Below are 1,615 nucleotides of genomic sequence, written 5' to 3'. Positions count from 1 at the left end.
AAAATATCTTTTGGCGTTAATAATAACCCGGCTTGACGTACATGACTGACAAGCTGCAATGCTAAAATTGAATCACCACCTAATGCAAAGAAGTTACTCTCACGCCCGACTAATTCAACACCTAACAAGGTTTTCCATAACTGACTCAGTAACGCTTCTGTTTCACCTTCTGGCGCTATGTATGAAGCATCGTCTAATTCATTCCAATTGGGTGCTAATAAATTCTGTCTGTCGATTTTACCCGCGGGTGTTAAGGGTAATTTAGCTAATACCACCAATGTCGCTGGTACCATATAATCAGGCAAGTCAGCGGCAAGGCGTTGTAATAATACATCTTCATTGAATTCGGTTATTTGCGCTTTGTCTGTTTGCTGTAAATAACCAACCAAACGTTTACCGCCCGGTGCCTCATGAGCGACAACAGCACAATGCTCTGCGCCACTCAGCAACTGCAGTTTTGATTCTATTTCACCTAATTCGACCCTGAAACCACGTATTTTGATCTGCTGGTCTATGCGGCCTAAATATTCCATAACGCCGTCGTCACGCCAACGCACTAAATCACCCGTTCGGTACATACGCTCTCCCGCAGCACCATACGGGTCAGGTAAGAATCGCTCCGCGGTCAGATCCGCACGACCATGATAACCACGTGCCAACCCCACTTCAGCACCCATATATAGTTCACCCGACATCCCGAGCGGGACTCGATTGAGTTGAGGATCTAAAATGTATAAGCGTCGCTCTCCCACTGCAGTACCAATCGGCGCATATGCACTACTTAATTCAGTCTCTGCATATGCCTCCCATATCATTGGAGTAACCACTGTCTCCGTTGGGCCATAACCATTAATAATGCGTTGTGGTTTCAATACCTGCTGTAACCGGTCGTAAGTTTCACGCGTAAACGCTTCTCCACCTAATGTCCAAGAGCGTACTTTTAAATTCGGCTTACTGTAGCTGATCCAATCTAATAACGGACCCACATAACTTGGCGGGAAACACGCAATGGTTACCCCTTCTTGTACAAGTACATCGCAGGTTTTTTCTGCACTCCATAACGCCTGATCACGAATCACTAAACGAGAGCCAAATGCCAATGGCACAGCCCAACGCTCTACTGCACCATCAAAACTTATTGAGGCAAAGTGTAGCTCTACATCATCTGGTGTCATGCCATAGCGTTCACCAATGGTTTGCACATGCATGCTTAATCCTGCATGTGTTAACGCAACACCCTTAGGCTTTCCCGTCGAGCCAGAGGTGTAAATAAGATAGGCTAATTGCTGCTGATGGAATTCGACATCGGGGACATCAGTCGAATAACTACCCATTATTTGTTGATCGAGATAAACAGATTTAATGCTATTAGGACAAGGGACTTGTGCTGTTAATGTTGAATCAGTAAGTAATAAATCAACACCGCTATCTTCAAGCATAAAACTTAAACGCTCATTCGGATAAGCAGGATCCAAAGGCAAAAATGCGCCGCCAGCCTTAAGAACAGCAAGCATAGCAACTAACATCGTATTACCACGCTCAAACGCGACACCGACAGGCATGTCAGCGCTAACACCTTGCTCAATCAAATAATGGCTAAGTTGGTTCGCTTGAT

The 1,615-nt window shown here is 45.2% G+C and carries 1 protein-coding gene; it reads right to left on the bottom strand.

The window, feature by feature from the left end:
- A partial coding sequence (locus BT797_RS01790; RefSeq protein WP_139291988.1) for an amino acid adenylation domain-containing protein occupies window positions 1–1,615 on the bottom strand: 1,615 nt, incomplete at both ends.

It is taken from the genome of Moritella viscosa, assembly GCF_900120065.1.
Classification (GTDB): domain Bacteria; phylum Pseudomonadota; class Gammaproteobacteria; order Enterobacterales; family Moritellaceae; genus Moritella; species Moritella viscosa.
This window is presented reverse-complemented; position numbering and strand designations above follow the sequence as displayed.